The 9202-nt window shown below is 44.8% G+C and carries 8 protein-coding genes; 6 read left to right on the top strand and 2 right to left on the bottom strand.

All coding sequences use genetic code 11. The features are described from left to right. On the bottom strand, nucleotides 1-46 hold a 46-nt coding region (locus IM456_RS23260), incomplete at its 3' end, for a helix-turn-helix domain-containing protein (RefSeq protein ID WP_353737100.1). 91 nt (nucleotides 47-137) lie between these two features. Here IM456_RS23260 and IM456_RS07425 point away from each other — a divergent pair. The 4 genes from IM456_RS07425 to IM456_RS07410 all read left to right on the top strand — a co-directional run bounded on the left by IM456_RS07425 (nucleotide 138) and on the right by IM456_RS07410 (nucleotide 3731). Next, entirely contained in the window at nucleotides 138-1247 is a 1110-nt protein-coding gene (locus tag IM456_RS07425; RefSeq protein ID WP_149986251.1) for a glycosyltransferase family 4 protein, read from the top strand. A 92-nt stretch (nucleotides 1248-1339) separates the two neighbouring features. Continuing rightward, the gene (gene glsA, locus IM456_RS07420; RefSeq protein WP_052277536.1) at nucleotides 1340-2356 is read left to right on the top strand and encodes a glutaminase A; all 1017 of its coding nucleotides are present in this window, start codon (nucleotides 1340-1342) and stop codon (nucleotides 2354-2356) included. Nucleotides 2357-3005: 649 nt separating this feature from the next. Beyond that, a complete protein-coding gene (locus IM456_RS07415; protein ID WP_149986250.1) occupies nucleotides 3006-3365 on the top strand; it encodes a YtxH domain-containing protein in 360 nt (119 codons plus the stop codon). Continuing rightward, a complete protein-coding gene (locus IM456_RS07410) occupies nucleotides 3366-3731 on the top strand; it encodes a hypothetical protein (RefSeq protein WP_008201269.1) in 366 nt (121 codons plus the stop codon). It abuts the gene before it with no gap. Nucleotides 3732-4182: 451 nt separating this feature from the next. Here the strand turns inward: IM456_RS07410 and IM456_RS07405 are convergent, their stop codons facing one another. Next, complete coding sequence (locus IM456_RS07405) at nucleotides 4183-6810, bottom strand: leucine-rich repeat domain-containing protein (protein ID WP_287694140.1); 2628 nt, start codon at nucleotides 6808-6810, stop codon at nucleotides 4183-4185. Nucleotides 6811-7049: 239 nt separating this feature from the next. Between IM456_RS07405 and IM456_RS07400 the strand changes: the two genes are divergently transcribed. After that, on the top strand, nucleotides 7050-7856 hold the full coding sequence (locus tag IM456_RS07400; protein WP_002736671.1) for a TPM domain-containing protein: 807 nt from the start codon (nucleotides 7050-7052) through the stop codon (nucleotides 7854-7856). 409 nt (nucleotides 7857-8265) lie between these two features. Next, nucleotides 8266-8970: an LmeA family phospholipid-binding protein gene (locus tag IM456_RS07395; RefSeq protein ID WP_149986248.1), complete on the top strand. Its 705-nt coding sequence runs from the start codon at nucleotides 8266-8268 to the stop codon at nucleotides 8968-8970. Nucleotides 8971-9202 lie beyond the last annotated feature (232 nt).

The following is a 9202-nucleotide window of genomic DNA, read 5'->3' as shown; positions in this document are numbered from 1 at the left end:
CTTGTTCGGGTGTGGGGTAAAATCGAAACGAATAGGCTTTTTCCATACCTCACATTCTAACACATATTTTGTAAATGCGCTAAGATTTAACAGCAAAGCCGCCGTAAAACGGCGGGGTTTCAGACCCAAAATTTCCGATGATGCCTCATATCTTCCTATTTTTAGAGATTTTTTCCCAAGAAGGCGGTATTCAATCCTATATCAAGGATGTCCTGCAAGCTTATCTCACTTTGCCCGATTGCGAGGCGGCCGAGGTTTTTTTACTGCGGGATGCCCCTGATTGTCCTAATCCTTTCAAAAATCAAGGTATTACCTTTCATTACCTGAAAAATAACTCAGCAACTCTCGGACGCATTCAATTAGCCCTTAAGTTTCTAGTTTCTCTCCTCTGGAAACGTCCCCAACGGGTTTTTTGTGGTCATATAAATTTAGCCCCCCTCACCCGTCTTTACTGTCAAGCTTTAGGCATACCCTACACCGTCCTCACCTACGGCAATGAAGTCTGGGAACCTTTACCAAATTCCCAAAAACAGGCCCTGCAAGCGGCCGCCTCGATCTGGACAATTAGCCGTTACACTCGCGATCTTATGTGTAAGGCTAACGCTATCGATCCCAAAAAAGTAGCGATTCTCCCCTGTGTGGTGGATGAAGAAAAGTTTAATTTAGGTGAAAAGTCCTTGACATTAATCAAAAAATATGATACGGAAAATGCCAAAGTTTTATTAACAGTGGCCCGGTTGTGGTCGGGGGATATCCATAAAGGGGTAGATGTTACCATTCGGGCCCTGCCGACAATTCTAGAGACTTATCCCGAAGTAAAATATCTAGTCATTGGACGTGGGGACGATCGCCCCAGGTTAGAAGCTTTAACCAAGCAGTTAGGAGTGGATAAACAGGTAATTTTCGCGGGTTTTGTCCCGACGGAGGAATTAGCCGACCATTATCGTTTGGCCGATGCTTACGTTATGCCCTCCCGGGAAGGATTCGGGATTGTTTACCTAGAAGCGATGGCCTGTGGTATTCCCGTGATTTCTGGGGATGAGGACGGTTCAGCAGAACCGCTGCAGGATGGTTTGGTGGGGTGGCGCGTTCCCTATCGAGATGCCGAAAAGGTGGCCCAAGCTTGTCTAGAAATTTTGCCAGGTCAGGATCAACGTTGTCACCCGCAATGGTTGCGTCAACAAACTGTAACTAAATTCGGCAAAAAGACTTTACAAGCAAAATTACGGCAGTTAATCTCATTATAACTTCATTGGGCATCGTCTCCTCAATACCGGCCACTGACTAGCCAAAACCACAACTTTGTCACTCATTATTAAGATAACTGCTATACTCCTCTATGGCTTCCCCAAAAGATTTTATTAGTCCGGTCAATTCTGGTCAAAAGTTGGTCTATCCTTTTCGCAACTATCTTAACTATCTTCACGACAAATACTCTGATTTACAGACGGGTAAGATCGCCGATTATATTCCTGAATTAGCCCTAGCAGCTCCACAATGGTTTGGTATTTCGGTAATTACCACTGACGGTCAGATTTTTGAGGTGGGAGACTGTCGGCAAACCTTTACAGTACAATCGATTTCTAAAGCTTTTGTCTTTGGATTAGCTCTAGAAGATCACGGAAGGGAATACGTTAACAGTAAAGTCGGGGTTGAACCCACGGGAGAAGCTTTTAACTCGATTATTCTCGATGAAAAAACCAATCGTCCCTATAATCCTATGGTTAATGCTGGTGCGATCGCTACCACGGATTTAATCACCGGACAGAATGCCACGGAAAGGCTAAAACGTATTTTGGAAATGTTTAAACGCTATACGGGTAGGGATCACGAGATTAATGTCCCCGTTTTTCTCTCGGAAAAATCCACTGGCAATCGCAATCGGGCCATGGCTTATCTGATGCTAAATTTTGGCATGGTTAGCGATAAAATTGAAGAAACCCTCGACCTTTACTGTCAACAATGCGCCATCCTCGTCCATGCTCACGATTTAGCCCTGATGGCCGCTACCTTGGCTAATGGCGGTGTCAACCCAATCACAGGAATACGGGCGATCGATGAACACTACGTTCAAGATGTGATCAGTGTTATGCTTACCTGTGGAATGTATGACGCTTCGGGAGAATGGGCCTATCGGGTAGGATTACCGGCAAAAAGCGGTGTCGGGGGCGGAATTACGGCAGTAGTTCCCCATCAGTTAGGAATTGGAACTTTTTCGCCCCTTTTAGATGAAAAAGGCAACAGTATCAGAGGAGTGAAAATTTGTCAAGATATTTCAGAGGATTTTGGTTTACATTTATTCAATGTGGCCAAACCAGAACGAGATTTAAAAACATGGCTTGAAGGCAATAGTTGATACCACCCCCTACTTCCCTCTCCTCACTCTGCCATGGCTTTTAAACAGGATTTAGTCTGATAAGTAGGGAGGCACAATTATTTGTAGGATGGGTTAGCGGTAGCGTAACCCATGCGGGCGTTGGGTTTCATGCTTCAACCCAACATACGTTCTCCTTACCCCACAGTTAACTTTACTTTTGTCCTGAAAATCGATAAAACCCCACACCCCACACCCCACACCCCACACCCTGCCCCCAGGAAAAACTTTTTGCCGCAAACCCTACTTAACTGTCCCCGGCAAGAGCGCCTACCGACCCTAAAAAATTAATTTGGCCAGAAGTCTATGGAAAAAATTTCATAAACCCCTTGACAAAAGCAGCGGATTGTGTGTAATATAAATATCGTGTGAGGAGTATAAGTTCAGCATGAGAGGAACCTTTGGGGTCGAAACACGGCAAGACTCCCAGAGGTTCTTCTTTTTCACTCCCTTATTTGCTCAAAGTCAGCAATAAAATCAGGTTTTGCCCGATCGCTAGTTTTTTCTCAAGTTATCCCTTCTAGGTCTGTTTTTGCTTGCCAAGAGCAACAGTCCAAAATTTTGCCGAAGAAACTGCACAAGAGAAGTGTAATTCCTCGTAAAATTGGGAATTAAGTACAGGGGCAATCCTATGGCAGATAAAAATAACGGTAACGGTGGCTTATTCGTCGTCGGGGTTTTAGTGGGCAGTGCGATCGGGGCAGTGGCGGGTTTATTAGTAGCGCCGAGATCTGGAAAAGAAACCCGTCGAATTCTGCAAAAATCCGCCAGGGCTTTGCCTGAATTAGCCGAAGATCTGACCACAACGATGCAATTGCAGGCCGATCGCCTATCGGAATCAGCCCGGCGTAATTGGGATGATACTTTAATGAGATTAAAAGAGGCGGTGACAGCCGGAATCGAAGCTAGTCAAAGTCTAGCCACGGACAATCCTTTCCCCGACTCGGAAGAATCCCCCCAAGGCGATAATCATCACTCGAATGACCATTAAATGACCGAACCTATTTTCTGGCTAGGATGTTCTTTACTGCTAGTCGCCGTTAGTTTAACGGCGGTTTTCATCGCTGCTTTGCCTGCCCTGCAAGAGTTAGCCCGGGCTGCCCGCAGTGCCGAAAAATTGTTCGATACCCTCCATCGGGAATTTCCCCCGACTCTAGAAGCAATTCGCCTGACAGGGGCAGAAATCAGCGAATTAACCGACAATATCGATGAAGGGGTCAAAAGTACCCGCCAAGTTGTCCAAGGAGTCGATCGCAGTCTCGGTAATGCTAAAGCTGGTCTTAGCAAGCTCGATCGTGGCAGCCGTCGCCTCTTGATCGGTTTTAAAGTCGCTTGGAATACTTGGAAACGCAGTTAAGGAGATGGGGCAGTGGGGTGTAGGGTGTGGGGTGTGGGGTGTGGGGTGTAGGGTGTGGGGAAGTGGGGAAGTGGGGAGATAGGAGAATTTCGACTAATACCCCAAAACCCTCAAACCCCAACTCCCTAAAACCCCAACTCTCAACTCCTAACCCCACCAACAAACTTTTTCAGCAAACCCTAAATAGGGTTTGCTGAAAAAGTAGGGGCGAAGCATTCGGATAGAAAATCTACGGTTTCACCGATAAGTTATTGTCCGAATGCTTCGCCCCTACAGGACGCGGAACCATGAAGACGCAAGGTTTTGAAGCACGATTCTCTCAGAATCTTGCACCTGTTTCGGGAGAAAAGCCACAAAACCTCTACCTTGCCTACATTTCACATTTATTCAGCAAACCCTAAATATTTGTAAACTTTTTCGCCTAAGTTACTTTTCTGTGGTAAGCAAATCTTTACTGCTCCGATTTGGGGGTTTCTTGGGGGGTGTCATCGTTGTTGGTTTTTGGTTCTTGTCCTTTAAAAGTAGGGATAAATCGCGACAAAACTTCAAAAAGCTGATTGAAGGTCGTTTGATTGATTTTACCCGTCAAGAGCAATAACACAAAGACAATAAAAGCAAAGATAAAAATAATTGTCAAAACGCTGGTAATATGCTTTGAATCTGGCACAAAATGGGCAAACACCGCAACTATACAAGCAACCACAGCGAAAACCAGCAACAAAGCGAGACTAGGTTTCAGGAGATTGGGAGTTTCTGGCGTTTTGGGACTCATAGGGCGTTTTTCTCGGCTTTTGCGGCCACGTTCCTCCCTTATATCGAGATCTCTTGCTCTTTCTGTCTTAGATTCCACCCCTTCTAAGATATCGCGGATATTATATTTGCCGCGCAAACCGGGGAGAGTTGCTTCGACGATACCTTGGCGATCGAGTTCTATCAGATGGAGATAATCGACGGGAACTTCTACCCCGGTGGGTTTTTCCCCTTGCAATTCTCGAATCACTAACTTTTCCTGTACGGCTAAATTAGGGATAGTAGCGTGAATTTTCTGAAAATCTGTCTTAATAATAGCTAAAAGCGCACTAGCACGGGAACCCTGGGCTTTTATGCTGATGTAGTTATCTTCCTCGTCGGCACGCACCAAAGCTTTATTAAGATCCATTGTCAGAACCACACCACTACGCCAACGCATGGTTTTATAGATCATCTGGTGATTACGGACGATAAAGCGGGAAATAATGCTACCGGGCAGGATATCATAACGGTACTGGAAGTGTAAAGGTGCGTTTTCGTAGATATCCACATCCGGTTCATCGATGGGTAGAAGATCGGTGATTAGATAGCGATCGGGACTGTAACCATCAAGGGGAAAACAGAGTTCAAATTTTCCCATCAAATCCATCAAAAATCCGCGTTTATTTTCGGGATAACGTTGGGGTTGTTTGAGAATATTTGGCAGATCTGGCAGTGAAAGAATGCCCTTTTTTTGTACCATCAAATCGTGATTATTGAGAATATCATAAACACCGTCAGTTACCCATTCTGGGTTCAGGACATTGGTTTCATTCAGTCGCGGATCATCTTGGTAGTTGAGGACAATACCGAGATCGTGGAGAAACTGCACTAAACTTTTTTGATCGCTGGCCTCTTTAATCTTGGCTTTCTGACACATTTCCTGATACTTTTCGTAGGAAATAAAGTCATAACTCTTTTGCATCGCTTCTAGTTGAGTTTTGATGTGAAACCAACTATTAGGCAATAAATCTTTGATATGGGGAATAGCATCGATTTGAGAGGCGATTTCCTGCACAAGTTCCTCGATTCCCGCACCGGTTTTACAGGAAGTGGCGATTAGCTTGGTGATTTGGGGATATTTTTTCTGGAGGGTGCGGATCTTAACTTGCGGGGGATTTTCATCGGCACAATTACCCACGATAATCACGGGAGAATTGCCTCCGTAGGTTTCAATGAGTTTTAACCAGTATTCCAGACGGTTTTGCTGTTCGTTTTTGCGGTTGTCGAGGACAAGCAGATAAAGACTGCGTTTAGTCAGAAAAAACTGATGGGTGGTTTGCATCACTTTCTGACCGCCAAAATCCCAGATATTGAGGCGAATATCGGGTTTTTGGGACAGTTGCCACTTTTCAATATTAATGCCGGGGGTCTTGGGTTCTCCGGAATTAAAGGTATTGTGTAGTAACCGCTTTAACAGGGAAGTTTTCCCCACATCCCCCTCCCCCACCAATAAAACTTTAAGCTCATTAAGAGGGCGTTTTTCCCCTTTATCCTTGAGATAACTAAAAATCGCCTGCGGGTTGCCATCATCCAATATTGTTTCACCCCATCCCTGACGAATAATTTCCGGGGGAACGTTGGTAATCGGGTTATTTTCGAGGACTAATCGCTTCAGGTTGACTAGGTGAGCGAGCGCTTCTGGAATCTCCCTGATTTGGTTATTTCTGAGGTCGAGGTATTGCAGGGAGGTGAGTTGAGTGAGCGCTTCTGGTATCTCGCTGATTTGGTTATTGTCGAGGTCGAGACGTTGCAGGGAGGTGAGTTGAGCGAGTGCTTCTGGAATCTCCCTGATTTGGTTATTGTAGAGAAAGAGGAATTGCAGGGAGGTGAGGTGAGCGAGCGCTTCTGGTATCTCGCTGATTTGGTTATTGTCGAGGTTGAGTTCTTGCAGGGAGGTGAGGTGAGCGAGTGCTTCTGGTATCTCGCTGATTTGGTTATTTCTGAGGTTGAGTTCTTGCAGGGAGGTGAGTTGAGCGAGCGCTTCTGGAATCTCGCTGATTTGGTTATTGTCGAGGTCGAGGCTTTGCAGAGAGGTAAGTCGAGCGAGCGCTTCTGGAATCTCACTAATTTGGTTATCGCTGAGATAGAGGTATTGCAGGGAGGTGAGTTGAGCGAGCGCTTCTGGTATCTCACTAATTTGGTTAATGCTGAGGATGAGGTGCTGCAGGGAGGTGAGTTGAGGGATTTCGGGGGGAATTTCTGTTAAGTTTTTGTTGGACAGATCCAACTTCCCCGCTCTTTCGTCTTTTGCCCGTTGAATTAACTCTAATACTTCCTGTGCTGTCATTGACCATCCCCCCGCTACTATATTTACTCCATTTTGGCAAAAGATCCAGTTAATGCCACTGGTTGAGACCTCATCAGCTTGAGTTGAGTTTCTGGAGAGTGAACTGAAAACTCGCATCTGATGACCGATAACTGGGTGACTAAAGTTGAGAATTCCCTTAAGATAAAGTAAATAAGTGTAAAGAAACTGAAAGTTAGCCTACACCCTTGCTGAAAAAATTCTCATTGTCTAGAAGTGCTATGCTCAATCGTTTTTGCCGAGGAATCTCGATCGCTCTTGTCATTGGTGTCATTAGCTGTCTGGGTTGGATTATCTGCCCGGATCAAGCTCTAGCGGTGAATAATCCCGAATTACTGCCCAATCAAGCCACTCCGATCGTTGATTTAGCCAATTATCTACCCGCAAAACAGGAAGAGGCATTAATCCGAGATATCGAGACATTTCAAGGGGAAACCGGCTGGAAAATGCGAGTTTTAACCCAATATGACCGCAGCCCCGGCCGGGCCGTGATTAATTTCTGGGGATTGGATGATAAAAGTATTCTCCTAGTGGCCGATGGTCGCGGCGGTAATCTACTATCTTTTAGTATTGGTGATGCCGTCTATGAATTTTTACCCCGCACTTTTTGGATCGAATTACAGGCCCGTTTCGGTAATATGTATTTTGTCCGGGAAAATGGCGAAAATAACGCGATCGTACAATCCTTGGACACGGTAAAAGGCTGTTTAGTTAAAGGTGGTTGTGCGGTGGTCCCCGGTTTACCGAGGGAACAGTGGATTTTAACTTTAATTACCTCAATTGTCGGCGGTTTAGTCTTCGGTTTTGCCGGTATTCCCCGCAAAGAAGGACAGGTTTTCGCTTGGCAATGGGTTTTAATTGTCTCTCCCCTCTGGTTTATCCTCTTTGTTGCTTTTGGCATCGGACCGGTGGTTACTCGCACCAGTGAATTACTGCCCCTTTTCCGCAATTTAATCGGTTTTGCCCTCGGGGTTTTAGTCGCCTATCTTTCCCCTCGTTTTAATTCCCTCAACGCCTCAAAAACCTAAGAATTAGGGGCTTGTCAGTGATCAGTAATCAGTAATCAGTGAAAAGGAAGTAGCGAAGTTTTTACCTATAACTGATACCAAATCCAGTTATTAAGTTGTTGGTTATAATTAAATTAAAAATGAATTTTAGGTTCGATCCCCCCTTAATCCCCCCTTGATAAGGGGGGTGCCGATCCCCCCTTCCCCCCTTGATAAGGGGGGCATCTGATAATTTTTAACGCCTACCTACTTAAAAACTGATTATTTATTCCCCTTTGCCTCTTGCCTTTTGCCTTTTGCCTTTTGCCTCTCCTCATAACTCGCCTCTACTCAACGGATTTAGTATGATAGCTGACGGCGGCCCCTCATGGTTCGATCGATCTAGCTCTGTTACAATTAGAAACATTGTGGAGTGAGTGAGATAACGTTTATGTGGGTCAATACTCAAAGTGAGATTATTAGTAAGGTTTTGCCGCCAGCAGTACGTCTGTTCTTAAGAACGCAAGTAGAACAGATAGAAGATTTAGAAATGCAGCTGCAAGGTCATGATCGGCAAATTTTGCGCGGTTATATCCCCGGGGTATTTTTAGCCGTAGGAAAAGCGATTTATCAGGGTTTACATCTAGGTAAAGCGCAATTAAGAGGGGAAAATATTCGTCTTAATATCGGGCAGGTTTTGCGAGGGAAACCCCTAAAAATTTTGGAACCTATTCGGGTTAGCGGTGAGGTGGAAATTAACGAGCAGGATTTAAATAATTCGATCGCCTCGACTATTTTGGTTAATGCTTTGGCGGATTTACTAATTTTTTCCCTAGAAAATAATGGAATTGTTAACGCCAGAGAAATTATCTCACAACAGCGTTTTAACTGGAAAAATGTTCTCTTAAATCAGGGTTATTTCTCTCTTCTGGGCCACAGAGAAACAGGTGCAGAAGTAATTTTTAGCGCTGATATTACCCTAGAAGATGCCCGCACTTTAGGGATTAGTCCCCGACAATGGCAAGGTTTAGCCCCAGATTTATCTATTGATTTGCAACCTTTTACCGTCGATTTAGGCAAAGATGTGGAGATTAAATCTTTTATTCTCGACGATCAAACTCTTTTCTGTCAGGGAAGTTTTTTGATTTTACCTTAAAAATAAACGCAATGATTCCGGTGGGTTAACTTAGTTTAACCCACCTAATTAGGGCTTGCTGAATAAAGGTGAAATGTAGGCAAGGTAAGGTTTTTGTGGCTTTTCTCGCGAAACAGGTGCAAGATTTTGAGAGAATCGTGCTTCAAAACCTTGCGTCTTCATCGGCCCGCGTCCTGTAGGGGCGAAGCATTCGGATAAAAAATCTACGGTTTCACCGATAGGTTATTGCCCG

This window comes from Microcystis sp. M079S1 (assembly GCF_020246425.1).
GTDB lineage: Bacteria > Cyanobacteriota > Cyanobacteriia > Cyanobacteriales > Microcystaceae > Microcystis > Microcystis aeruginosa.
This window is presented reverse-complemented; position numbering and strand designations above follow the sequence as displayed.

Excerpts from the sequence above, each read along its gene's own strand:
- IM456_RS07395 (WP_149986248.1), top strand. The coding sequence starts at position 8,266 with ATGTGGGTCAATACTCAAAGTGAGATTATTAGTAAGGTTTTGCCGCCA.
- glsA (WP_052277536.1), top strand. The coding sequence starts at position 1,340 with ATGGCTTCCCCAAAAGATTTTATTAGTCCGGTCAATTCTGGTCAAAAG.
- IM456_RS07400 (WP_002736671.1), top strand. The coding sequence starts at position 7,050 with ATGCTCAATCGTTTTTGCCGAGGAATCTCGATCGCTCTTGTCATTGGT.
- IM456_RS07425 (WP_149986251.1), top strand. The coding sequence starts at position 138 with ATGATGCCTCATATCTTCCTATTTTTAGAGATTTTTTCCCAAGAAGGC.
- IM456_RS07415 (WP_149986250.1), top strand. The coding sequence starts at position 3,006 with ATGGCAGATAAAAATAACGGTAACGGTGGCTTATTCGTCGTCGGGGTT.
- IM456_RS07410 (WP_008201269.1), top strand. The coding sequence starts at position 3,366 with ATGACCGAACCTATTTTCTGGCTAGGATGTTCTTTACTGCTAGTCGCC.
- IM456_RS07405 (WP_287694140.1), bottom strand. The coding sequence starts at position 6,810 with ATGACAGCACAGGAAGTATTAGAGTTAATTCAACGGGCAAAAGACGAA.